The sequence below is a fragment of the Anabaena sp. UHCC 0187 genome, assembly GCF_009712035.1.
Taxonomy (GTDB): domain Bacteria; phylum Cyanobacteriota; class Cyanobacteriia; order Cyanobacteriales; family Nostocaceae; genus Dolichospermum.
Map to the genome: position 1 here is coordinate 3,794 of NZ_VILB01000010.1, position 25,360 is coordinate 29,153.

General features: G+C 38.0%; 20 protein-coding genes. 9 read left to right on the plus strand and 11 right to left on the minus strand.

Annotated elements, in window-relative coordinates; translation table 11 throughout:
- Position 1: 1 nt before the first annotated feature.
- Positions 2–661 carry a rhomboid family intramembrane serine protease gene (locus tag FJR11_RS08325; protein ID WP_168503244.1) on the minus strand — a complete coding sequence of 220 codons (660 nt, stop codon included), beginning with the start codon at positions 659–661 and terminating at the stop codon, positions 2–4.
- Positions 662–771: 110 nt separating this feature from the next.
- Complete coding sequence (locus tag FJR11_RS08330; protein ID WP_168503245.1) at positions 772–2,121, minus strand: N-acetylmuramoyl-L-alanine amidase; 1,350 nt, start codon at positions 2,119–2,121, stop codon at positions 772–774.
- A gap of 240 nt (positions 2,122–2,361) precedes the next feature.
- Here FJR11_RS08330 and FJR11_RS08335 point away from each other — a divergent pair, with 240 nt between their 5' ends.
- Both FJR11_RS08335 and FJR11_RS08340 read left to right on the plus strand, forming a co-directional pair.
- Positions 2,362–2,964: a hypothetical protein gene (locus tag FJR11_RS08335; RefSeq protein WP_168503246.1), complete on the plus strand. Its 603-nt coding sequence runs from the start codon at positions 2,362–2,364 to the stop codon at positions 2,962–2,964.
- Positions 2,965–2,989: 25 nt separating this feature from the next.
- On the plus strand, positions 2,990–3,748 hold the full coding sequence (locus FJR11_RS08340; RefSeq protein ID WP_174762979.1) for a cobalt-precorrin-6A reductase: 759 nt from the start codon (positions 2,990–2,992) through the stop codon (positions 3,746–3,748).
- 30 nt (positions 3,749–3,778) lie between these two features.
- Here FJR11_RS08340 and FJR11_RS08345 read toward each other — a convergent pair whose 3' ends face one another.
- Entirely contained in the window at positions 3,779–6,676 is a 2,898-nt protein-coding gene (locus tag FJR11_RS08345) for a tetratricopeptide repeat protein (RefSeq protein WP_371417487.1), read from the minus strand.
- A gap of 201 nt (positions 6,677–6,877) precedes the next feature.
- Positions 6,878–7,537 carry a hypothetical protein gene (locus FJR11_RS08350; protein ID WP_254444717.1) on the minus strand — a complete coding sequence of 220 codons (660 nt, stop codon included), beginning with the start codon at positions 7,535–7,537 and terminating at the stop codon, positions 6,878–6,880.
- A gap of 216 nt (positions 7,538–7,753) precedes the next feature.
- On the opposite strand from FJR11_RS08350, the gene dnaX reads away from it, so the two are divergent.
- Positions 7,754–10,108, plus strand: a complete 2,355-nt coding sequence (gene dnaX, locus FJR11_RS08355) for a DNA polymerase III subunit gamma/tau (RefSeq protein WP_168503248.1) — start codon at positions 7,754–7,756, stop codon at positions 10,106–10,108.
- A gap of 293 nt (positions 10,109–10,401) precedes the next feature.
- Here dnaX and ebsA read toward each other — a convergent pair whose 3' ends face one another.
- The 4 genes from ebsA to cruF form a co-directional block, all read right to left on the minus strand.
- Entirely contained in the window at positions 10,402–10,788 is a 387-nt protein-coding gene (gene ebsA / locus FJR11_RS08360) for a type IV pilus biogenesis protein EbsA (protein WP_168503249.1), read from the minus strand.
- Positions 10,789–11,021: 233 nt separating this feature from the next.
- Positions 11,022–12,173: an alanine--glyoxylate aminotransferase family protein gene (locus FJR11_RS08365; protein ID WP_168503250.1), complete on the minus strand. Its 1,152-nt coding sequence runs from the start codon at positions 12,171–12,173 to the stop codon at positions 11,022–11,024.
- 108 nt (positions 12,174–12,281) lie between these two features.
- The gene (gene cruG, locus FJR11_RS08370) at positions 12,282–13,463 is read right to left on the minus strand and encodes a 2'-O-glycosyltransferase CruG (protein ID WP_168503251.1); all 1,182 of its coding nucleotides are present in this window, start codon (positions 13,461–13,463) and stop codon (positions 12,282–12,284) included.
- 151 nt (positions 13,464–13,614) lie between these two features.
- Positions 13,615–14,526, minus strand: coding sequence for a gamma-carotene 1'-hydroxylase CruF (gene cruF / locus FJR11_RS08375; RefSeq protein ID WP_168503252.1), 912 nt, complete (start codon positions 14,524–14,526; stop codon positions 13,615–13,617).
- 320 nt (positions 14,527–14,846) lie between these two features.
- Between cruF and FJR11_RS08380 the strand changes: the two genes are divergently transcribed.
- The gene (locus FJR11_RS08380) at positions 14,847–15,272 is read left to right on the plus strand and encodes a hypothetical protein (RefSeq protein ID WP_168503253.1); all 426 of its coding nucleotides are present in this window, start codon (positions 14,847–14,849) and stop codon (positions 15,270–15,272) included.
- A gap of 57 nt (positions 15,273–15,329) precedes the next feature.
- On the opposite strand, the gene rpmA is transcribed toward FJR11_RS08380, so the two are convergent.
- The gene (gene rpmA, locus FJR11_RS08385) at positions 15,330–15,614 is read right to left on the minus strand and encodes a 50S ribosomal protein L27 (protein WP_027403157.1); all 285 of its coding nucleotides are present in this window, start codon (positions 15,612–15,614) and stop codon (positions 15,330–15,332) included.
- A 162-nt stretch (positions 15,615–15,776) separates the two neighbouring features.
- Positions 15,777–16,199, minus strand: coding sequence for a 50S ribosomal protein L21 (gene rplU / locus FJR11_RS08390; protein WP_168503254.1), 423 nt, complete (start codon positions 16,197–16,199; stop codon positions 15,777–15,779).
- A gap of 446 nt (positions 16,200–16,645) precedes the next feature.
- Between rplU and FJR11_RS08395 the strand changes: the two genes are divergently transcribed.
- The 5 genes from FJR11_RS08395 (at position 16,646) to FJR11_RS08415 (ending at position 22,680) form a co-directional block, all read left to right on the plus strand.
- Positions 16,646–17,734 carry a DNA polymerase beta superfamily protein gene (locus FJR11_RS08395; protein ID WP_168503255.1) on the plus strand — a complete coding sequence of 363 codons (1,089 nt, stop codon included), beginning with the start codon at positions 16,646–16,648 and terminating at the stop codon, positions 17,732–17,734.
- 379 nt (positions 17,735–18,113) lie between these two features.
- Positions 18,114–20,111, plus strand: a complete 1,998-nt coding sequence (locus tag FJR11_RS08400; RefSeq protein ID WP_168503256.1) for a hypothetical protein — start codon at positions 18,114–18,116, stop codon at positions 20,109–20,111.
- 41 nt (positions 20,112–20,152) lie between these two features.
- A complete protein-coding gene (locus tag FJR11_RS08405) occupies positions 20,153–20,809 on the plus strand; it encodes an OmpA family protein (RefSeq protein ID WP_168503257.1) in 657 nt (218 codons plus the stop codon).
- A 6-nt stretch (positions 20,810–20,815) separates the two neighbouring features.
- A complete protein-coding gene (locus FJR11_RS08410; RefSeq protein WP_168503258.1) occupies positions 20,816–22,315 on the plus strand; it encodes an EH signature domain-containing protein in 1,500 nt (499 codons plus the stop codon).
- 14 nt (positions 22,316–22,329) lie between these two features.
- A complete protein-coding gene (locus FJR11_RS08415) occupies positions 22,330–22,680 on the plus strand; it encodes a hypothetical protein (RefSeq protein WP_168503259.1) in 351 nt (116 codons plus the stop codon).
- 9 nt (positions 22,681–22,689) lie between these two features.
- Here FJR11_RS08415 and FJR11_RS08420 read toward each other — a convergent pair whose 3' ends face one another.
- The gene (locus FJR11_RS08420) at positions 22,690–24,810 is read right to left on the minus strand and encodes a cation:proton antiporter (RefSeq protein WP_168503260.1); all 2,121 of its coding nucleotides are present in this window, start codon (positions 24,808–24,810) and stop codon (positions 22,690–22,692) included.
- Between the last annotated feature and the right edge of the window lie 550 nt (positions 24,811–25,360).

Consider the following 25,360-nt stretch of genomic DNA (forward strand, 5'->3'; position numbering starts at 1 on the left):
CCTATTCCCTATTTCCCAGTGCATAAATTGTCCCCACAAAAAAACCACCAAGATGCGCCCAGTAAGCAACTCCCCCAGTTTCTACGCTCATGTTAGCTGCTGCTTGGAGACTAGCAAAACCAGAGATGAGATTTTGAATAAAGAAAATACCAATAATTACTAATGCGGGAACATTAATTGTAGTAATGAAAAAACCTAAAAAGATTAAAGTGGTAATTCTTGCGTGGGGAAACCAGATTAAATACGCACCTAAAACTCCAGAAATTGCCCCACTTGCTCCCAAAGAAGGAATATCAGAGTTCATGCCAATAAACCATTGACATAGAGCCGCTAAAGCACCACAGGTCAAATAAAAAAATAGATATTTGAAATGCCCTAAGCGGTCTTCAATATTGTTACCAAAAACCCACAGATAGACCATATTTGATATCAAGTGCCACCAACCTCCATGCAAAAATTGTGAGGTAAATAAGGTTGTCCATTCCCCAATCCAGTTGGTGGTTAATTCTTGAGGTATTACAGCATACAATTGGAAGAATTGTTCTAGTTGTACATTTGACAAACTTACTTCATGGAGAAAAACTAGAACATTTACCCCAATCAACCCATAGGTTAAAAATGGAGTGATTCGGGTTGGGTTTTCATCATAGAGGGGAAACACAAATATTGTTCCTAATCATCATTAATAGCACTATAGCAGGAGTTAGAAGTTAGAAGTTAGATATTCCTGATTCTCGATTTTCTGTCACCTGCCACGTTCTTCGCTATTAGTTACAAAAGATTTGCAGATTCATAGAGTCTTCGGAGGATGGCTGTAATCTTGATTCCGTAATCTAAATCCGCAGACCAACGCCCCGATAATTGATGAACTGACGCAGCCACACCCCTGGTAACAAAGCGAAATCGAGGATCTACTTCTTGCTGTACCAAAGGTTCTAAACTAGCGTAGGCTTTTAAATGTTGAATATGCGCTCTCACGCCAATCCTGGCACTAGGAAATGATACTCCTTCCGCGCCACCACCAACTCCACCCAAGCCGGCAAAGTTATTTTGCTGGGATTTAATATCAGTACCAAACCGGAGAAATCCAGTTTCTAAACACATTTGACAAAAAGCAATATCATGATTTATGCCCTCGATAGTTGCTTCTTCCCGATATAGTTTGGGAATATCAGGAAACTGGGTGATGGCATTTTCATTATTATTTTTCAGAAATAGTTGTAGCTGTAATTCTGATGTATTGCCATTGGAGATAATTTGCTCAATCTGTCCGGGACAAACTGCTAAAATTGAACGTAATTTTACAGTGCGTGTGGCACTATCCCAACCAATAGAAACATGAGAATCTCGAAGTTCTACTGCTTTAATATAAACTACTTGGCGATAAGTAATCCGCCGAAAATCAACAGATTTTGAGGGATCAATCCGTAACCGATCTACTAAATCAATGGGGATGTAAGCATTCCCATTAATTAATAATCCTTGTTCTGAGTAATTTTGCCCATTGATATTGATATTAATATTTGAATAATTAGTTTGGGTCGTTGGTTGCTGAGGGTCATTGGCTTGACTCCACGTAGCGAGTCCTTCCGCTATTCCTATGGCAAAATCACGCCGACGACTTTGCAACAAAGCCCGATCTTCAGGACTACTCAAGAAACCGACTTGTAGTAATAAAGCCGCAATCTTAGTTTGACGACAAAATTGCAAATTACCCAAGCCACTATCTGTATCTGGTTTAACTCCCCGGTTCGGTAATTGAGGGACACGGCGCAAAAGCCCTATTAATACCATTTCTGCATTTTGTTTACGTTGCTCATTTTTGGCAATATAGAATGCACTTGCTCCCCGCACAGATGGGCTACTAGCAGCATTAGCTTGAATTTCTAGTGCCACATCCTTGGCATTAGCGCGGGAATTAATCCAAGCTATGGTTTGAGCCGCACTCAAATCGTCAGGAACGGCTAAAACTTCTAAATTACGAGTGCGGAGTTCTATGACTACCAAATCCCGCAAGAGAATCATTTCCTTTGCTTCTGTTGTCCCACCAGCGATCGCCCCAGGGTCATTCTTACCCGCTTCTGTGCCACCGTGTGCCGCAGAAATAAAAATCCGTCCCATTTTTTGCTATTTCCGTTGTTAAGTCCCAGCAATTGTAATTTTATCGCACCGTTGCCTGGGTTATTAAAGTTATTGATGTCTATTGCTTTAAAAATAATAAAATTTAGTTAAGCTGAAAAAAATTAACAAAAACTTTGATTAGATGCGGTTGCGTTGTCACTTAACCCAAACTATAATTTTCTTAATGAAACCAGATTGGTATTAAGAATAAATTAAAAAAACAAAATTTATACTTGAAATATGTCTAAACCAGTAAAAATATCAAATCACTTAACACAACAGTCTCCAGAAAAAATCAAAGAAGAAAAACTGATGGGTGAAGTCCTTCTTTTAGTAAAAACTTTGATTTATGAGAAGGAAATTACAATTAAGTTAATTATAGATTGTCTTTATGATATCGGTGCAACTAATTTTATCAACTACAAGTTTCAGTTGGGAACTCTTAATAAAACTTTGAAAGTTATTACCAAAATATCTAAACCAGCATTCAAAATATTAGCTTGGAAATGGTTTAAAAATAATTGCCCTAACTTAATTGCTGGATGGTTACAAAGTAAAGTTACATTTACCAGAGCAGAAGAACGTAACATAGAAGTAGTGGTAGAAAATGAAACTACAAATATAGTTTCTAGTTCCCAGGTTTCAGACCAGAATCAAATTGATGAGATCAAATATCTTCATTTTCAGGTAAAATTGCTAATAAGTATTTTAGTAGCATTAGTAACAATGTTTAGTGGTAGTTTTATTTGGCTAAATTATTCATTGCAGCAATCCCATTTGCAACGGGTAGAAAAATTACAAAAACAAGTTAAAACTCTAGAATCTAGTATTAATCAACGTTAGTTAAAATCTAAAATCTAAAATTGATATGTTGCGCGTTTTAATTCTCGGTGGCATTGGTGATGCAGCAGAATTGGCTGCTAAGGTAGCAAATATTCCGGGGATTGAGACAATTGCATCTTTAGCAGGTCGTACCCGTGAACCTGCTACTCCCGTTGGTAATGTGCGGATTGGTGGTTTTGGTGGTGTAGCCGGATTAGTTAGTTATCTGCGAGAAATGCAAATTGATATATTAATTGATGCTACTCATCCTTTTGCTGATCAGATTTCTGCGAATGCAGCCGCAGCGACACAGGAAGTAGGTATTCCTCGATTAATGGTAATTCGTCCACCTTGGGAAAAACTAGAGGATGATCACTGGTTAGAGGTAGAAAATAATATAGCCGCAGCGACAGTTTTATTCAATCAGTCCCAACGAGTATTTTTAACAATTGGCAGACAAGAAATTGCGACTTTTGCACATTTGTCGGCAATTTGGTTTTTAATGCGGATGATTGATCCACCAAATACTGATGTTGTCGTGCCTCCAGGTTTGATTTTATGCGATCGCGGTCCTTTTAGTTTAGAAAAAGAACAGGAAATTTTGCTCAAATACAATATAGATACAATTGTTAGCAAAAATAGCGGTGGTAGTGCCACCTATCCCAAAATTATCGCCGCCCGGAAACTAGGGATAAAAGTTGTGATGGTGAATCGTCCACCCGTACCTCCAGGAGAACAAGTTCCAGATGTAGAAAGTGCTGTGAAATGGTTAGAGATGAAACAGGGAATAGGGAAGAGGAAATAGGGGCAAAATTTCCCAATCACTAATCACCCATTAATAATTGAGAAAATCTCTAGAAATAGCAAATGTTTCACTGACAATTTCTGATGCTAATTCATCAGATTTAAGCTGAGAATAAACCCTACTACCATGATCCTCCTGGAAAGAAATTCCCATGGCAACACTAGGTAAATAGGTAATATTGTAATTTACCGTATTCCCAGAAGATACTGAAGAAAAAGACAGATTAAATAAACTGTGCAAAGGTAATTTGTACAAGTCACGGTGGGGAATTAAAATGATTGTATCTACCCCTTCCAATTCTTGAATAATTGTGGAAATGTTCAAGATATTTTGCAACTGTAACAATTTTGATATTGTTGCTGATTTTTGCCAATCGGCTAACCAATGTTCAAATTCAATTAAGCGTCTTGCTGCTTCTGGAATTGCTTCTATATCTTGTATAGGTGTAAACAGGAGAATAGGAGATGGGGCTTGATCTTTGATAATAAATGTGTGTAAAGCTGCTGGGCTAAGATGCCAATAAATTATGGCTGTGGAGGGATTGAGTAATTTTTGAATAGAGGTATAATCCTTGGATTGAAGTTGATGATTTAAATCAGGCATCAACCACTGTAAACAATTATTTTTACCTTGTTCAGCGATTTCCCAAGCTTCTACTAAATCTCCTGTATTTACCGCTAAATCAACGGCTAATTGTCCCAAACCTGTGAACTTTAGTACCAGTTGCTTTTTGTTTTCATCGGTACGAGTGGGGTTAGTGAGTAATTGTTGTAATAATTCAATACCCCATTTTTGTAATTCCTGTGCAGTTGTTGTTTCTCCTAAACAGACCAGCACTTTGGTCAGAGATTGCAAAATTTCTAGATGCAATTCTGGGAAATCTTCTGGCGTGAGCGTGGATAGTGCCAATTGGTATTCAGACATGGCATGATGCCAATAATCACGAGGTGCGGTTTCTTTTTTTCCTTGCTCGTAATAAGTATTACCAACAGCTATATGTAATCTTCCCCAGCCTTCTGGGTGAGTATCTGGGCGGAGATGTTTCAAACCCTCTTGATAACTGGCTAATTTGCCTTCATAGCCGCCTAAATTAAGAGCAGGGTTCGATGTGGAAATGCTACTCACTACAATCAGTGATGATTGGTAAGGTGTGAGATTACCAGCAGCCGCACCCCGACCAAGCCAAGCTTCCCAGTAGTCTAGTTTAATTTCTAAAGCACTGTCATAGCAGGCAATAGCTTGGGCGAACCGATCTAAGTAAAATAGGGCTACGGCTTGGTTATACCATGCGGGGTGGAAATCGGGTTTGATAGCTATGGCTTGCTGATAGGAAGTGATTGCATCTTCCCGACGACCTAGATTTTCAAAGGACACACCTCGGTTGTACCAAGCTAGATAAAATTCAGGTTGAATAGAAAGGGCTTGATCCCAAGACTCAATGGCTTCTAACCATTGTTTTAAATTAAATAGCACCACACCCCGGTCAATCCAGACTTCATGATAATCAGGCTGGAGATTGAGGGCTTGATCATAACTAGCAATAGCTTCTGGATATTGTTCCCCCACAGCTAAAGCTATACCCCTGTAATACCAGGTTTCTGGGTCTTGGGGTTGGAGATCCAGGGCTTGATCATAACTGGAAATGGCTTCCCAGATTAAACCTAACTTCAGTAATGCTAAACCCCTGCTAGACCAAGCTTCTTGGTAATCTGGTTTAATAGCGATCGCTTGATCAAAAGAAGCAATGGCCGCGTCAAAGTCTCCCAACTCGCCGAGAATACCGCCCCGACTGTACCAAACTTTGTACAAGTTAGGTTTTAGTGCCAGTGTTTGGTCATAAGCCGCGATCGCCTCGGTGAACCGTTGCAAATAAGATAGTGTCAATCCCTGATTAAACCAATATTCATAAACTTCAGGTTGCAATTGACTTGCCCGTTCATACAAAGCTAAAGCCGTTAATAAATCCCCTGATTTAGCTTGCTTCAAACCTTCGTAAAAGAAAATTTCCGCCTGATTAGTAACAACTATTTTTGATGTAGGTTGCTGAACAATTTGACTATCACGAATCGCTAATTCTGAAGCTAACTGCTGGGCAAGATTGGTACTTTGTTCCAACCGCACTACCAACTCATCTAAGGTGTATGTTAAATCCGGTTCTACATTCACCAAAGACTGATTCCGGCTTTCTGGTGGTGGAGATACTGGATCGGGAATTACTTCCGTCACATTCTCTGGTAGATCCTCAATTGCATACTCATAACTGCGATAGTCATTTTCTGCTAATTCATAGACATGATCAAGATGTGTATCCTCAATCATATCTGTTGCTAAAGACTCATCACTTAACCCTAGAGAGTCACCAGTTAACAAATCCTCAATCATTTGGGATGCTGACGGATTAGTCATAGCATCCACTTCTTGATATTCCCAGAGTTGTTCACCAAATTGGCGAAGCAATTCTTGACCCGGACTATTTAACTCCTCTACTGTTGGTATGGAGATATCCAACTCCTGTGACTCTTGCTTGTGGTCATATTCCTGGTTAAGATTACGCCGCAATAGCTGCATCCCAATATCATAAGCCAGGTTACTAACATCACCAATAGCCAACTCACCCAGTTGCATCAGGCGTTTAGCTAACTGATGATTGGGCGCAGGAGAGGCTAGTAATTTGTCACCAAATACCAACAGCCAATCTATCCAACGGTCAACTGTAATTCGCGGTTCCATCCGCTGTAAATACTTCAATGCCCACTGCTGTCCTCGCGCTTGATGCACTCCTTCTAGTAGTTCATTAAATAACAACTCTAGATCAGCATTCGTGAGTTCTGGTGGTTTATCTGCCACCAGGTTGCTTTGACTAGCTTGGGGATCATTGATCCCAAGACTGCCAAAGGGGGACTGTAAAAATTTGTTAAGCCACTGCAAAAGCCACCTGAACATCTGCCACTTTATTGGATTTTCTTTCTCCTAGATTGTAGCTATCGTTGTGTCAAAAAAATTATTAATTACGGAATGGACTACAAACTCTCTATCTATGTCCGTAAAAATACTGATAGCTACCTTCAACAAATATAACTGAGTCATAGGGAGATTTAGTTAAAAGTTCTTCTCAGCCCCTAGTCCTGATTATGTAGAAGATTCATTCCCTTCATTATACTGATTAACCAAGGCTTGAATAATCACTTCTGGATTATCTGTTTCTATGCCTAGTTGTTGGGCAACTTGCTGACATAGGTTTTCATCCTGCTGCAACATGATCAATAACTCATCTAGAGTAACAGTTTTGTATTCTCCTTCTGCGGAATTTTCCTCATCCTTGCTAGGTGTTGGGGGATGATTCTGAACAGCATCAGGCCCATCATATTCCCAAACTGGTTCTCCTGGATTGCGTGTTAAGACTTTCATGCCTATATCGTAGGCAAGATTGCCGACTTCCCCAATACCCAACTCACCCAGTTGGACTAATCTGGCGGCTAATTCATTATGAGGTTTAGAGGATGCTAATAATCTTTCACCAAAACGATTTAACCATTCTAACCAGCGTTCTGTACTGACACGATGGTTAAGATTATGTAGCCATTTTTGCGCCCAAGCTTGTCCCTTGGCTTGATGGACTCCTTCTAACAGTTCTGTAAAAAGAAGTTCTAAATCTGTATCACTGAGGGGTGGTGGCACTGGTTTGGAGATATTTTCTCCCCCTGGGGTCAGATTTTGTTTACCACCAAACAAACGCCGGAAAAATTTTTTAAGCCATTGAATTAGCCGCTTGAGCATCTGATGCACCATGAATGTTGCTTATTAAAATTTTAGCGATGTCGGTGACTCCCCAGTGCAGAATTAAAAATTAAAAAGCAGATTACACAAGGTTTCTTGGGAACTTTTAATACTTATTTGACTTACGCCGTGGTGTTCTAGGGTCTATCTATGAGCGAAATTGCCATGAGTTGTTAGAATGATAAAACCCTAAATTTACCTGGGATATACGGATTTAAACCTGTCTCCATGTCTTACGAACCCCTGCACCATAAGTATCGGCCAAAAAGTTTTGCTGAACTGGTGGGTCAAGAGGCGATCGCTACCACCCTGACTAATGCCATTCTTTCAGCGAAAATCGCCCCTGCCTATTTGTTCACTGGCCCCAGAGGTACAGGAAAAACTTCTAGTGCTAGAATTCTGGCTAAATCTCTCAATTGTCTCCAAGGCAACCAGCCAACCCCTCAACCCTGCGGCGTTTGTGAAATCTGTCAGGGCATTACTAAAGGCTATTCTACAGATGTCATTGAAATTGACGCTGCTAGTAATACGGGTGTTGATAATATTCGTGAACTGATTGAAAGGGCGCAGTTTGCCCCGATGCAGTGTCGGTATAAAGTTTATGTGATTGATGAATGCCTGACTGGAGACTCATTAATTCTTACCGATGCCGGACTTGTCCGCATTGATAACTCGAATATTAAAGGTCAGAGAGTTCTGACTTACAATGACTCCTCTGAAAAATGGGAATTTAAAAAAGTTGTCCGTTGGTTAGACCAAGGAGAAAAGCAAACTTTAGTTATCAAGACTACTCACAGAGAAATTAAGTGTACAAGTAATCATTTGATCAGGACTGATCAGGGATGGATAGCAGCAAAAGACGTAAAAGAAGGAATGAAGATACTATCCCCTGTGAATGCGGATGCGACACGCTCATTTACAAATTTGGAGAAGGTAGAATCTGTTCACCTCGCTGGAGTTGAGCGAGTTTATGATCTTGAAGTTGAGGATAATCATAACTTTGTAGCTAATGGATTACTAGTACATAACTGCCATATGTTAAGTACCGCAGCCTTCAATGCGTTACTTAAAACCCTAGAAGAACCACCTAAGCACGTTGTTTTCGTTCTCGCCACCACAGACGCACAAAGAGTATTGCCAACCATTATTTCTCGTTGTCAAAGGTTTGATTTTCGACGGATTCAGTTAGAGGCAATGGTAAAACATTTAACTTATATTGCCTCTGAGGAAAGTATTAATATTTCTCATGATTCCCTCACCCTCGTCGGACAAATTGCCCAAGGGGGATTAAGAGATGCAGAAAGTTTACTTGATCAATTAGCTTTAGTCGCAGGGGAAGTGACACCGGATAAAGTTTGGGATTTGGTGGGTTCAGTCAGCGAAAAAGACTTATTTGGACTATTAGAAGCAATTTCGCAAGATCATGCAGAAATAGTTCTGGAATCTACCCGGAAAATCCTAGATCGAGGACGAGAACCCCTAATTATTCTCCAAAATCTCGCCGCTTTTTATCGAGATTTCCTCATCGCCAAAACCGCCCCTAATCGCCAAGATTTAGTTGCTTGTACTCAGTCAACCTGGACATCATTAGTTGACTTTGCCCAAAAATTTGAACTAAGTACAATCTTGCTAGGACAACAACACCTGAGAACAGCAGAATTACAACTAAAAAATACCACTCAACCCCGGTTATGGTTAGAAGTAACCTTACTCGGATTATTGCCCAGTGCCAATATTCAGATCCAACCCGCAAATATTCCCCAGCGAATTCATACAAATGCTGTAGCCCCAGCTTATGCTGCCGTTGCTGCACCGCAACCAGTATATTCGCCCACCAATCACAACAATTCTCCACCACCACCCACGCCAGAACCTGTAGCACCACCACCTACTAACAATCAACCTGCACCAGTACAGCCAGTAGGAGAAGGATCACAATACGATTTAATTCAACTTTGGCAACAAGTCCGTGGACATATTCAGCAGCTACCTACACAAGCATTGCTGGGTCAAATGTGCCATTTAATTGATTTTAATGGTTCTATAGCTATTGTAGGTGTAAAAGCGGTTTGGTATGACAAAGTGAAGTCCTATCTACCTGTGATCACCACAGCTTTTAGACAAACCTTCCAACAGGAAATTCAAGTCACTCTCGAAAAAGCCACCACAGCAAACGCCACATCAACGAGAAGAAATCCACCACCACAAAATTCTCCTCCTGTTCAACAACCACCCGAACCTATATCCAATCAGCCGCCTCCACTAGCACAACCTACACCACAGCCGCCCCCAGCCACACCACAGCCAACATATACACCGCCACCAGCACAAATCCAAACTGAGGCTATAGTGACTAATACAGCCCCAGTCGCAACTATTTCTGCGCCACCAGCGCCACCAGTGCAACCACCTCCATCAAGCTGGGATCATGATGGTGTAGTTAAAGCTGCGGAAAGTTTAGCCAAATTCTTTTCTGGAGAAATCATCAGGATGACAGATGATACTTTCCAGCTATCGGATTCTGTCACAGCTACTGAAATACCTGAGATATATGAATCCTATGTTGATGATGAATATACTTAGGGCTAGGAGTCACCGAGTCAGGAGTCACCGAGTCAGGAGTCAGGAGTCAGGAGTCAGGAGTCAGGAGTCAGGAGTCAGGAGGAGGTCAGAATAGTCTTGAATCTGGGAAAGTGATAGGTAAATGAACGGTTTCAACGCTTATTCCTTGCAGCTTATTCACATTTTTAACCTTCAAACTATTGATATATATAGATTTTTGGTTTATATGGCTTACGCCACGCTACGCTATCAGCAAGCCCTAAATAAGAATTTGAGGGAATAGGGAATAATTAATTCCTAATTCCCCATTGGCTTTAATCGTCTGCGCGTAAGAGTTTGCGGTAAAAAGGTTTAGAAAAATCGGTAACACGATGTCGCTTATAATTTTCCATCAGTTCAATTAAAAAACTAATAAATTCAAAACTAGCCATCATTACTTCATAAGTTAGGTCAGAGTTAGCATCAAACTGCATTCGGCAACGGGTTAAGTCTGATGGTAAGGTGGCAACATTCCAAGTCGCAGCAAAGGGAATATTGTCACTACCTTCAATTTTGCGGTGTCCCTCTAACACGCCTTTTTGATAAAGACTGATAGCATAGGGTAATAAAGTTCGCTTACTACCCTGAATATACGGTAAATACACGGTAGCTTGTTGTGGAGTCGCAGGTTGGAGTTGATCAAAAGACGTATTACCAGACATCGTTGTTGATTCCTTAAGATAACTGAGAATTGGCAAGCCTATAGTTTTCCTTAATATTATTCCGCCGTAGAATGTATTTGCTGTGTAGTTCCTATTTCGTGATTATGTATATAAAATAGCATTCAAATTCAGATTCTAGGTTGTATATCAGTTTTAAAAGTTACAAATTGCCATAACAATCCTGTAGTTGGGCTTTAGTTCTGAAATTATACTCAAGCCCAACTACAAACAAACTAATTATTAGAGATCATTGTTCCCAGTGCAGCTATCAACTTATCCACACTTTCAGGACGACTATTAAAACCCATTAAACCCACACGCCAAACCTTACCAGCAAGTTCACCCAAACCGCCACCAATCTCAATATTATGCTCAAGTAATAACTGCCTAGCAATAGATTTACCATTTACCCCTTCCGGAATACAAACAGTAGTTAAAGTTGGTAAACGGTATTCCTTCTCAACGTGCATTTTTAAACCCATGTCTTCCAATCCTTCCCACAGATACTCGACATTTTTTTGATGACGTTGCCAACAACTTGCTAAACCTTCCTCCGCCACTAAACGCAAAGCTTCCCGTAAACCATAATATAAATTAATCGGTGCGGTGTGGTGATATGTGCGTTCAGCCCCCCAATATTTTCCCAACAACGTCATATCTAAATACCAGTTTGCTACCTTAGATTGACGCTTGTGTAACTTCTCCAATGCCCGTGGACTCATGGTAAAGGGGGACGCACCGGGAGAGCAACCCAAACCTTTTTGACTACAGCTATAAGCTAAATCAACGCCCCACTCGTCCAAAAAGATGGGAACACCACCTAAACTGGTAACGGTATCCACTAATAGCAATGTTCCATGTTGAAGACACAACTCACCCACCCCTTCCAAAGGTTGACGTGCGCCGGTGGAAGTTTCTGCATGAACTAAGGCTAAAATTGCGGGTTTATGGGTAGCAACGGCGGCACTGATTTCCTCCAAATTGAAAACCTGCCCCCAGGGCTTAGTAATAGTTCGCACATCTGCGCCATATCTGCCTGCCATATCTACCAAGCGATTACCGAAATAACCAGCCACACCAATTAATACCACATCACCCGGTTCTACAGAATTAGCCAAAGTAGCTTCCATAGCGGCTGTACCCGTGCCACTGACAGCAATAGTATGGGGGTTTTCCGTTTGCCATGTGTAACGCAACAGCGATTGAATCTCATCCATCAGAGTTAAAAAAGCCGGATCTAAATGCCCTACAGGTTTAGTATTCATCGCCTGTAATACCGCTGGATAAGCGTTAGAGGGACCTGGCCCCAATAATAGACGGTGGGGGACATCTAAGGGTTCAAGGCCTAGACGCTGACTATCGTTGATGGAAAAAGCGAATGTCATAAACTTATGTGAGATTAAATTCTAATTAATTACATGATAAAGCGATAAGTAGATGGGCTGAAATAAATATCAAATAGTATTGTGGGGTGGGCTTCTAGCCCGCCCATTTTAATTGTCTTTACCTACACCATATTTCCGCCCCCGCCATTCTTTGGGAGTGTGGAATGCAGATAAGAAGATTCGCAGCACAGCTAAAGGGTCAGCCAAGGGTGAAAGCCAGAATAACCAACCACCAGTGGCATCTTTACGATCATAAGAGGGAGCGATCGCTAATAATAGAGCAAAGCGAATCACCACCAAAAATATATTCAATCCTAACAACAGCATTAACGGCAGTGTAAAAACCAAAGAAGGCAGCAATAAATAACCCAGTAAAATGAATAACGGTAAACCCTGCACCGCAGATAATAGCCATAAATCCCCCCAGACCTGAGCGCGGGAAGTTGCATCTTTCAAATCTAGGCTGCGTCCCCATTCCTTCCAAGTTTCTAAAGCCCCTTCATACATCCTCACCTTTAGCACCTTAGCCCCATCCAAAAAGCCCACCTTAAAGCCCTCAGAGGCAATATTCCGCGCCAAGGTCACATCATCACAAAAAGAACCTTTCGCGCTGCTATAGCCATCCACAGCCTTTAATACAGAGCGACGACACAAAAAACACTGCCCATTGGCCATGACCCGTTCTGGTTGTTCAGTATAAATACCTGTAGGATCAAACCTATACAATAACGTCATCAACAAAGCCGGTTGTAACCAGCATTCCCCCGGATACTTGAGAATAAACTGCGGTGATAATGATACTAAATCATAACCTTGGGCGATCGCAGTTTTAACTAAACTCGCCACCAAACCAGGATGGGGTTGAATATCCGCGTCCATGCCCAAAAACCACTCACTCCCCTCCGCAGTGAATAAAAAGCCATTATGCAACGCCCAAGGACGACCAACCCAGCCAGAAGGTAAAGGGTCATCTGTCATTACCCGAAAGCGGGGGTCGCTTACTGCTGCGGTTTTCACTAAGTCGGGAGTACCATCTTGAGAGCGACTATCAACCACAATAATTTCTTGAACTTCGTAACTTTGGCGACTTAAACCAGCTAACAGCGGACTAATCCGCAATGCCTCATTTAATGTGGGTACAACTACACTCACAGTTCCTAAAAGATCCGGTGTAGGTTGTTGTGGTTCCAGGGCTGGATAACGTCTTGGACCTTTGAGCAACCGGGAAAGTAAAATGGCTGTTGCAGGTACTTGGATAAGCAGCAATAGGAGGGGAATAATATTTAGCAATTTTAACCCTGACTTTTTGTATAAACTAGCTAGTTTAAATTTTCTCGCAATTTATGTAAATTAACTTAAATTATTAGTTATCTATATTTTTCTGTAATTGGGAAAGAGGCAATTGGAAGAATTTCTTCTCCTATTCCCTCTTCCCTCTTCCCTATTTGTTGAAAGCAACTTTCACATTAGCAACAGCAACTTCTTTAGTAGCTGCTTCAATATTCACCGTTGCAGGGGTACTAGAACCTTTAGACCACAACAGCACAGCAGGAGCTACACCCAAGGCCACACCTAGTAATATGGGGATAGGAAACCCAGCCGCTAAACTCATGACTGTGGCAAAACCAAAGTTACCCAAATAAACTAATAAAGGTACATTCAGTTGGTAATGGTCTAACTTAATCGGGTTTTTGCTCCATAATAAAGCTGCTACTGTCATAAATAACGAACCAGTACCCATCCAACCGGCAAAGTTTTGGTAAGGCATTCCAAAGAAAGCCCCTGGTTGGTGCCAATACCAGAAGGGGAGGGAAGTTTGACTCATGGCTGGGTCAAGGACAAAATCCCAAGAAGTGAGCAGTAAAGCCCCTAAACCAATTGCTCCCACGTGACGGAATAGGCTAGGTTTTTTATCTACTTCTAAACCCGCACGAGCCAACACATAAGAAACTAATCCCACATAAAACCAGGAAAGGGGAATTGTAAAAGGGACTAAACCGGAAATTTTATAACCCAAACCACTTAAATAGCTGTAGCCACCAAAGGGAAAGCCTGTGCTAGTTCCTAGTAATTCGCTAGTTAGGGAAATTGATAAAGATGGGATTAAAAATCCTAAAGCGCGTGCTAAACCTAAAGTTCGGTAAGCATAAAGGAACACTCCCAGCGCCCCTAAAATCATATATACCACACCACCGCCCGCCATACTCCACTGCATGACGCTCTGTCCGACTTCTGATAAGCTGACAATTAGTTCAGCATTGGGAATAACAATCAATATCCCCACCAGTCCAAATACCATAGAAACGATATGACCAATTAGGCATACGCGCTCGACGATAACAAGTTGTCTCATGATCAATCCTTAATGATATGCCACATGGCTACTCAACTGCTAACAGTTTACAAATATTTATGAACATATTTAACTAAATGTTGATCTTTATTCTCTCAAATTGGGAATTAGGGATGAAATTCAACATTTAGAAACCTGATGAGTTCAGTAAACCTGTGAAATAATGAATGAAACCGATACTGAGAACATCAGTATATAACGATTTGTAACTGAGTAAGGTACAGAACTTTTAAAGTTATAGCAACCACCAAGTTTATGCAAACCAGGAGAGAAATTTCCTTTTTCCTTCCCACTGACTCCCGACTCCGGACTTTTGCTATATGTCAATTTTTCAAAAGATTCCTTGGTTTTCCTTAACACTTATATTACTGAGTTACAGTACATTGGGCTGGATAATATTTGAAGAAAAAGCCCCGTGGTATGTACGGCTGATAACTGCGGTAACTATCCTGCTGTCCCTGGTATTGGTCACTAACCCTTGGCTAAAACTAGATGATTATTCTCATGTTTTCTTCAAGTCAAACGCTAGGACTTTTTTTGTGGCTATCTTAGCAGCTTTCCTGTTTTTTCTAATGATTGCCTGGTTTCGGGTATTTCTTGATACTTTACTCATTCTGTGCGCGACTATCTTAGCCAAAATAGACTTTCAAGCAGTTGGTTTAAAACCAGCACTAACTTTTGGCTGTATATCTTTTTGCTCAATACTAGGTTTAGGAATGGGCGCACTTATCAATTACTACGTTTAAAATTAGTCACTGGTCATTAATTAGTTAATGAGTAATAGACCAATGACTAATAACTAACTAGCTGGCTACAGCTTCTACAAGTTCTACCGCTACTGGATAAACGCTAACTTTCTTCTGGCTTTTACCTCTTCTTTCAAAGGTAACTACACCATCAACTAGCGCAAACAAGGTATCATCACTACCAATACCAACGTTGTTACCAGGGTGAACCTTAGTACCACGTTGACGGACAAGAATATTACCTGCGCGTACAGTTTGTCCACCATAACGCTTTACACCCAGCCGTTGAGCATTCGAGTCACGACCGTTACGCGTACTACCAGTTCCCTTCTTATGAGCCATGATTCCCTCTTTTCTATTTACTTTATTTATCCCAGGATTTATCCCAGGTTGCTAGTTATCTAGTTTAGGCTGGGATCAAGGTAATTGGAATTGGTAATTGGTAATTACTCTGTATTACCTGTAACCTATTACCTCTTCCCTAACTAGCAACTTAAACCTTTTTTATGATTCTTCGGATGATTCGTCAGCGGTTTCTTCCACGAAATCAGTATCAATAATAACGGGAGTTTCAGCCATCGTTGGTGATTCTTCGTAAGCTAAAACTTCGCCGTTGAGATTGATAGAATTAATCAAAAATCTGGTGATTTCCTGGCGATGTCCCCGTTTTTTGCGGGTTTTCTTTTTAGGTTTCATCTTATACACCAGGACTTTGCGACCTCTAAAGTGTCGCATGATTGTCCCTTCCACTGTTGCGCCTTCTACTAAAGGTTGTCCAATGGAAACTGCGCCTTCGTGATGTACAAGTAATACTGCGTTGATAGTAACTTTTTCATCTGGTTCAGCGGTTAGTAGTTCAATGTCGTAAAAGCGACCTGCTTCTACTTTCATTTGTTTACCGCCAGTTTCAATAATCGCGTAAGTCATTAATTAAATCGTCCTTGAGGTTGCCGTACAGGTAGCTGGGTATAATCTCCTGTAGAGACGCTATTATTTATAGCTTTTGCCAGCTTTTGCAGTATGTCTACCTGATCCGAGCAGGAATTAGACAGACAATCTACTATATTACCTGATTGATAGCTAATCAGTCAACCTTTGAGAAAATATAATTTTATTTATCGCTGATTTCCGAAAAGATAATTCTGGTGTTTGTAGTTAACCGTGACACAGACGGAAAATTTTTTAACTAATCTGAGTGACTTAATAGGGCTGCTCAGATTTTTTTTGCATATTCACTTTAAGAGTTATATAACAATATTTTTTTTAACGAACCGCAGAGACGCAGAGAGCGCAGAGGAAGAGAAGAAGGAGATTTTAATATCTTCTTTAAGGATTGCTATATTGTCAATAGGTGATAATTTTATTAGCTCAATATGAAAAGAATTGAAGTTGAACAAAGAAGCATTTTTGTGGGTTTGGCTGGTAGTCATGGTTATGGTTTGAATCGTCCAGAATCTGATTATGATTATCGGGGTGTATTTATTGCTCCTAAACGCTATTATTTGGGATTTGATAGTATTGAACAAAAAGATACAGGTTGGGATGAACCGGGGATATTTCCGTTTATAGATGGTAATGAAGATACGGTTATTTATGAATTAAGGAAGGTTATTCATTTATTAGCTGGGGCAAATCCCAATGTTTTAGAGTTGCTTTGGTTAACGAATTATCCTTTTTTAACAAATGTCGGACAACATTTAATTAATCACCGCAGTTTGTTTTTGAGTAAGAAGGTAAAGCATACTTATTCTGGTTATGCTTTTGCTCAAATCAAGAAAATGGAAACTCATCGTAAATGGTTGTTAAATCCACCTACTAAAAAACCTCTTCCTGCTGATTTTGATATTACTGATGAAATCCCTTTAAGCAAAGATGAGTTAAATGCTTTTTTAGAATATCTTTATCTTTTGATTAGGGGTAAAATTGAGTTTCTGGAAGAATCAGAACAGTTATATAAATTGCTGACTGCGGATATTGATTTTAAAGGTGTTTTGAAACAGTACACTTTAGCAGATGAAACTTTAGCATATACCCAAAATTTAACTCATGGACGTAAAGATTTTATTCGCTTATTACAAAAAAGTCAAAGTTATCAAAATGCTTTGAGAGAATGGAAGGCTTATATATCTTGGCAGGAAAATAGAAATCCCGCTAGAGCGGAAATGGAAAAAAAATCAGGTTATGATTTAAAACATGGAATGCACTGCATTAGATTGCTACGCAGTGGGTTGGAAATTTTGCAGCGGGGAGAAGTGACTGTAGATAGAAATTTAGCTGGTGATATTGATGATTTAAAGGCTATTCTGCGGGGTGATTATAGTTATGAGCAATTGATGAAAATGGCTGAAGATTTGGTTGCTGATATGGATGTTTTTTATGAGCAATCTAGTTTACCACATCGTCCTGATTTGGAACAAATTAATGATTTGTGTATGCAGTTGGTAGAAATGCAAGGTTGGTAAGAAAGTTGATTTTTTGCAAATACCCAGATTTTTTCAGAATTTGGGTATTTTATGAGTAATTTAATATAAGTATTAATATGTAGTAACTAAATTGTCAAAAAATTAGTAAAATTACTGTTTGTATCAGTATTAATCATGATATTATTTATATAATTAAGACTAAGCTAAACAAAAGGAGTTACAAAGTTATTAAAGTACGATTTATCAAAACAAGTTATGGTTTTGGTATTTTATCTTTGATTAAGTAATAACTTGACTTAGTTTCAAGTATCTGAATATTTGGGTAATTGTATGATTTGACAAAGCAATTTAATGATCAAATTTTACCCATAATATGCTGTTTTTGTTGTGAGAACTAATTTAGAGGGTGTAGGGAAATATGCAGGGGATTTCTATAGTTTTTTATTTGGCAGTTATTACAGTTGTTATAGCAGGAGGATATTGGGAAATAATCACAGTAAAAAAATACTGTAAACGATCTAATAAGGATCAAGAAGCAATCAAAGAATTAGAAAAAAATGGAAATACCACTAAAAATTCAGACTGGATTAATGAGCATTTAGAAATAGACAATAATAAACCTATCAAAATTAATGGTAAATATATACTCAAGCAATATCCAGATATTTTTAACGACCCTACTCGTAGTAACTTACGTTTTATTGGTACTCTGTGTACATCTATTGGTGTACTAGGAACATTTTATGGTATTCAAGCAGGAATAGGAGGTATTCCTTTAGGTAATTTCAGTAATACACAGTCTTTAATGGCAGGAGTAACCGGATTATTAGACGGAATGAAAACTGCATTTTCTACTTCTTTAATGGGATTAGGATTTGGAAGTGCATTTACGATTTTTCTGTTTATAACTGACTCCATTAGACAATCAAAGTATGATCAACTTAGAATAAGTTTACATAAAATTACCAGTACCAAAAAAGATAGTCGTGATGATGCTGTCAATAGCTTGAAAGAAATAGCTGAAAGTTTTAAAAAGTTTGATTTTAATGCTAATGCAAGAGCATCTCAAGTATTAGAGAGAGTTGCTAAAAATCTTGATCCAAAAATTATTGGTAGGGAAGTAGGAAATGCTGTTGGTAGTCAATTAGATAGTACCATTGAAACGAAATTAACTCCTGTATTCGATAATATTCTTGTATCTCAAGAAACACTAACTCAAGTTGCAACTATTCAAAGAGATGTCCTGGAAAATTTGATTAGTGAAATGAAAAATCAATTAATTATCCCAGTAGTTGAAAGACTAGAACAAAGTGCAACTTTAACTAAAGAAGCATCACAAGCTGTAACTAAGTTGAATAATGAATTAGGGGGGATTTCTGAAAAATTAGCAAATTCAATTGTCACTATTCAGCAGTTTCAACAAGATACATTAGGAGAATTAAATAATTTTGCCAATAGTTTAAAATCAACTTTAAATGATTTTCAAAATGATACAAAAGGCGTTTTGGAAACAACTGCAATTTCTATTAGTAATGCAGTTAATGAAAGTATTAAAGGAATGGAATCTCAACGTCAAGCATTTGAAGCCAGTGCAGAACAAGCTGGAAATACATTTACAGGTATTCGAGAAGATTTAGAACAATCTTTAACAACTCAAGCTGAACAGCAAAAACAAATGTTACAGAGAGTGTATTCTGTATTCTCTAGAATACTAAATCAAGCTAATGAAAACTTTACAACCCAAACTCAAACTTTAGAAACAGTTGGTAGAGAAGCATCACAATTAATGAATCATGCTAAGGATAACTTAGAAAGTACATTAACTAATATTGATGATACTTTGCAAAATACTCGTGTGACGGTGCAACAGGAATTAGAAACATTTAGAATCCAGTATCAAGATAGTTTAACTCAATTCTTTAATGATCAAAATCAATTATTAGAAAGTACACTAGGCACACAAAGAGACGCTTTATCAGAAGTTGTTACTGATTTACGTAATGCTTTCGCGGAAGAAACCCAACGTAGACAATCATTAATGAATGATTTGAGCAATACTATGAATCAAGTTCAGCGTGGTATTCATGAAATTGATCAAGTAAGTATAGCCATGCAAAATAGAATTAGAGATATACAACAACTAACTGCGGCAATGGGTTTAAACTCAGGAGAAAGATTAACCCAATTACAAGAATTATCTCGGAATATTGGGACAACAACTCAAGATTTTAATCATCTTCTTCATAGTTGGGAAGAACATCTTAATAACTATATGAAGACTTCTACACAATGGCAAACTGACTTTTTCAAAGAAGCAGATAGTTCAATGGGACAAATATGTAGTGGTTTATTAGAAACTGCTAATGTTTTAGTGACAATTGAAAAAGATCGTAGGTTAATGAGTAATCAAGACTAATTTTAAAGTTACGAACATAATACAATCAGGTAAATTATCCAATGCTAAATCCTTTAAACTTCCAAAATAATCATGATAATCAAGATGAAGAAAGTTCAGCAACTTATCTTTCTATTGGTGATTTAATGTCAGGGTTACTGATGTTTTTTGCTCTGCTTTTTATTACTGCTTTAATTCAACTCAATGAAGCTCAAAAAGATATTACTAGAATTTTAATAGGTGAATTAGAAGGTCAACTAAAAGCTAATAATATTGCCGCAGAAATTGATCCTAACACTGGTGATATCAGCTTGAGAGATAACATCCTATTTGAAACTAATAGTGCTAAATTAAATCCTCAAGGTCAAAAAACATTACAAAAACTAATACCAGTTTATAGTAAAGTAATTTTTGAAACTCCAAGAGTTAAAGATCAAGTTGAACGAGTCATTATTGAAGGTCATACCAGTGCTTATGGTAAGTCTGATTTTAATATGCAATTAAGTTTAATGAGAGCATGGGAAGTTTGTAACTATACTTTATACAAAATGCCATTTAAAAATAAATCTCATAAATCAAAATTAGAGAAGAAAATTATGGTAGTAGGAAGAGGTAAAAATGATGCAAAACCAGGAGATTTAGCAAAAGATCGTAAAGTAGTGTTTCGCATTCAATTTAAGGGACAAGATTTAGGGAATTTAAATACATCTAAAAAGTAAAAATTTATGCTTAATAAAATTCTCAATAAAATCATTGAACCTGATCATAAACCCCATAATTTAATCGCTCTTGCTAATAAACAGAAAGTAGGTAATATTAATCTCTGTATATTAGGATTAAGAGAAAAAATCAATGGTAATAGAATCAATGAAATTACTTTTCTAGAATGGATATGGTGTATTGATAATGATCAACCTTGGCAAAAAATATCTGAATTAGAACAAATTGAATTATCAGAAAAGATTTGGAATCTTTCTTTAAAAATAGAATGGTTACATTTTACTTTAATTCGTAGATTAGCTTGGTTTTACACTGATAAAAAAGATGTGATTGCATCTTCTTTAGTAAATAGTTTTCAGATTTGGAGCAGTTCCAGTTTTTTGAAAGAAAACCTTGCAATTAACATTCTCGTAGCTTTAGGAAAAAATGATCCTAAACAAGAACTTGTAAAAATTAGCTGTAATCAAAATTTGACTCGGAATGAGTTATTAAGAAAGATAAATAATGTTTTGCCAAATATTCCGATTTTACAAGATTATGTTATAGAAATTTCTCCTTATTTTCACAAAATACATCCTGTTACTTTAGATAAAGTTAACTGGTTATTACGTTGTTTTGATGAAATGGATGAAAAAACACAAATAACCTCAGTTGACTATGTATTAAATCATGTTTCTACCGCAATAGCTGATACATTTCCTGAGTTAGTTAACTGGTTAAAAAAGAACTATAATAATTCTCAAAAACAATTAGAATTATCATCTTCAGCTAGACAAAAATTGAGAGATTGGATTGGAGCAATTAATTATCAAGACTTTCATAAATTGGTAAATTTAATTATTAATAATATATCACTTAATAAAACAGAGATAAAACAGTTAAAAAATCGTCAAAGTTTTTGGGCTAATTACAGTAATAGTTTTGTAAGACTTAAAATTTTGCTTCCTAATCAGTCTTATAAAATCATTAATAATGATCTTAGAGAAGATCAAGATATTCAAAAATTAGAATTTGATGGAAGTGAACCAACGGAAGTATGTATATTTGATTTAGGAGATAAAGGTTTTATTGTTGAATTTTTTAGAGGTAAGGGAAGTGAAATAAGATTCTTTGCTAAGAATTATCATGTAGAAAAACTTTTATTTGCTGAAGAATCATTATCAGTAAAAAAACTCAGAGCATTAGGAGGTGAAGCACATGATCATGTTTATTTGTGGCAATGGGCTTGTGAAAAATGGTTAAGGGAAAAATATAATATTTTAGCTAATAAAGGAACTAATTCATTTACCATTTTCTCTATTAAAACATCAAATCAAGAATCAAATAAACCAATCCTCAAAGGAAATCAAGTTATAGAGTTCACGGAGCAAAAACTATCATATACTTCTCAATATGGTTTATTAGAACCACCTTTTGATAAACTAAAAAGGCGAGAAAGAAAGAAAATAAAATGGCTAGATGAAATTAGAAAATTAGAATTAGAAGCTACACAATCACAACTTTAAACAAGTATAATTTTATGACAGATATTTTTGAAAAACCTTCATTAGCAACTTTAGTTAATGAAATTGTGGCTTTAAATCATAGCTGGAAAGCTGCTGTAGAATTATTTGGAGATGATAATCCTTTAGCTCAAAGTGCAAGAGATTTGAAAGGATGTTTACAAATACGATTATTGCAAAGTTATCCAGAGGAAGTTTATCTAAAAATAGATCGAGAAACTTCTGAACAAGCAGGAGAAGATTTATATAGTTTACAGTTGCGTAAACCTATAAATAACCGTTGCAATGCTGAACATTTACCTGTAAGAGTTGCCAAAAAATTACTTACTGAAGCAGAAATTATAAAACTTAAAAACCCCATGATTTAAACTGAAGCATTATTGAGGCTGTCCTAGCATCACAATCGAACATTTCAAATTATTAATTACCTGGGTTGTCACCTCACTAACCGCTAATCCTCCAGCGGTGCGGTAGCGCACAGAACGCAAGACTACTAAATCGAATCCCTGAGCTTGCTCAATGATAACTTTGGCAATATCATCACCAACAATTGTGAGGATATTTGTATTTACTTGCAACCTGCTTTGATTGGCAATATCTGACAATTTAGATGTGAAATTGGTAACTTGACGAGCAGGTGTTAGACGATCTTTTACGTGCAATAAAACCACTTCAGCTTGATTAACATCAGCTAAAATTTGGGCAAATCTAATAGTCCCGATAGTCACCCTCATTAAGTCACCAACAGGAACAAGAATCCGCTTTATTTCCGTAGGACTTCTTAATAGGCGTGTTACAGCTACCGGACACTGAGAAGACCAAAAAACCTTATCAATAACACTACCAAATAAACGGGCGCGTAAATTTCTAGTATCTCCCCAACCCATCACCACTAAACTAGCATTTTGTTCCCGACTAGCGTGACTAATTCCCAAAGCTACATCATCATCAATGCGAATTTTTGGTGATACTTCTACATCAAATTCTTGACTTATTTCTAAAGCTAATCTCAATCTTTCCTTACTTTTTTCCAGAGCCGTTACTAATAATGGATCATCCATATTTACGTGGGCTTGAGTAATCGCTAATGGCATAATCTGTCCAGATTCATGACGAGCCAGCAGGGCTGCCATTTCCAGTAAATAGCGTTGAGTCACCGGGTTATAAATGGGAACCACAACAATAAATGGTGGGTAATCTTGCTGTAAAAGGTTCTCTCCATTTTCTGGTGCTTCTATCACCTGTTCATAACTTTCCCACCACACCGATAAACTGTCTGTTTTCCAGCCCGTATCGGGGACGACTTGTAAAGTTCTGGCAACTTTGGCTGTAATGACTGGACCAATGATAGCAGTAACCAACATCAGGACAATGATACTGTTTAAGACATCCTCCCCGATTAGCCTCTCACCCGCAGGATTTACGGTTTGATAAGCAACTAAGGCTGCTGCTAGTGTGGCTGCTACTTGCGGCAGCGATAATGACCACATTGTCAGCATCTCTGAATTGCTGTAGCGATAAAATATTTTGGCTAGGAATGCCGCCACAAATTTACTGCTAATCAGTGCCACAACAATTACCGCTGTCAGACCAATGGAACTCAAAGTTTTGATAAAAGCAGGTATATCAATTAATAATCCCATGTCCACGAAGAAACAAGGGATAAATAAAACACTACCAACAAATTCTACCTTTTCTTTAACCGGGCTATTTCCCAAAACGCCGTTTACTGCTAAACCTGCAAGGAACGCACCCACAATTTTTTCAATACCAATTAGCTCCGCCCCTACAGATGCCAAAAATAATGCCAGCAAGATAAACAAAAATTGATTACTTTCTTCATCCCCAGTGCGGCGAAAGAACTCTTTTCCTACTTTATTAAAACCAAATAAGATCACAACTGAATAAATAGCTAATCCACCCAACAGAGTAACTAATTTAAAAATAGTGAAATCTCCTCCATGAATACCCACACAAATTGCTAGTAATAACAAAGCACCTGTATCAGTGAAGATTGTCGCCCCAATTGTCACAGTTACGGCTTCATTTCCTATAACTCCCAACCGACTGACAATGGGGTATGCCAAAAGAGTATGGGAAGCAAGTAAAGAACCAATCAGAACAGAAGAATTCCAGCTAAGATTAAATAAACGTCCCGTAATAATCCCAGCAATTAAGGGCATTAAGAAAGTCAGAAAGCCAAACCCCATTGAGCGATTTTTAGTTTGGCGAAACTGCTCAATGTCAATCTCTAAACCTGCTACAAACATTAAATAAACCTTACCCATATCTGAGAGGAGTTTGATAGTTTCAGATTTAGAGTTGAGGAAATTTAGTCCATTGGGACCGAGGATTACACCTGCTAATAGCAAACCCACTAATCCTGGTAATTTTAATTTCTCAAATAGGGGCGGAACAATAAAAATAGCTGTGAGGAGAATTGTAAAAGAAATGATCGGTTCAGCGAGAAAATTTACTGGTACTTCTAATAAAAACATAATGATAAGTTCTGATTTTAAATAGGCGGGTTTTAACAAAGCAAACACAGTATACTGTTTACTATCTTCCTAGTTCCTCTATCGTCAGGTGTAATTATTTACAGTCGGATATAATCTTTTGACAGAAATAATTTTGAGACATAAAACTGCATATTTCCCATTTTCCTAACTGTTTAAGAAACTTCTGATGTCATGGATAAAACGAGTCATTTATAGCAACGAATAGGAAAGACATGATCCTAACAAATATCCTATCCTGTAAATCCTTAAATCCTGGATATCCTGTTCGCAAAGCGTGGCGTAAGCCATTTCTGACAAATGATAGTTGTGGGATTTCCTTAACCTAACCGACAAAACCGTCATACATAAATATTACATATATATTTGCTTTACAAGTATCAGTTTTCTGTATATAACAATATTTAAGCCGTGATCATGAGATCCAGATCACAGCAAACGCCGATAGTATGAACGATAGAGGAATTTTATGTATTCTTGCAGAGTTGATAATTCACATAATTACAAAAAAAATGTATTTTCTGATACAGAA